At 58.1% G+C, this 253-nt stretch carries 1 pseudogene; it reads left to right on the forward strand.

Annotated features, from left to right (window positions below):
- Positions 1 to 123: 123 nt before the first annotated feature.
- A pseudogene (locus GWC77_RS28725) lies at positions 124 to 253 on the forward strand (IS6 family transposase); the annotation flags it as partial.

The raw sequence follows: 253 nt of genomic DNA on the forward strand, positions 1-253 counted from the left end.
CTTGAATTCCATTGCCGCCCAGCTCTCCGTTGATCGTGCCATTCGCGTGCCGCGCAAAAAGCAAGAGTAAACGGCAAGTCGCGACAGTTTACAAGCCGCTCACGCGGACTTGTGTGTAATGAAATGCGCTCAACGTTGCCCACCGGCGCGGGCAGCGTGCTGAAGCGGCTGCATTATCCGCTGGAGGTGATTTTGCTGTGCGTACGCTGGTACGTGGCGTACGCACTGAGCCTGCGCAACCTGGAGGAGATGA

Origin of the sequence: Paraburkholderia sp. NMBU_R16 (genome assembly GCF_013282575.1) — a bacterium.
Taxonomy (GTDB): domain Bacteria; phylum Pseudomonadota; class Gammaproteobacteria; order Burkholderiales; family Burkholderiaceae; genus Trinickia.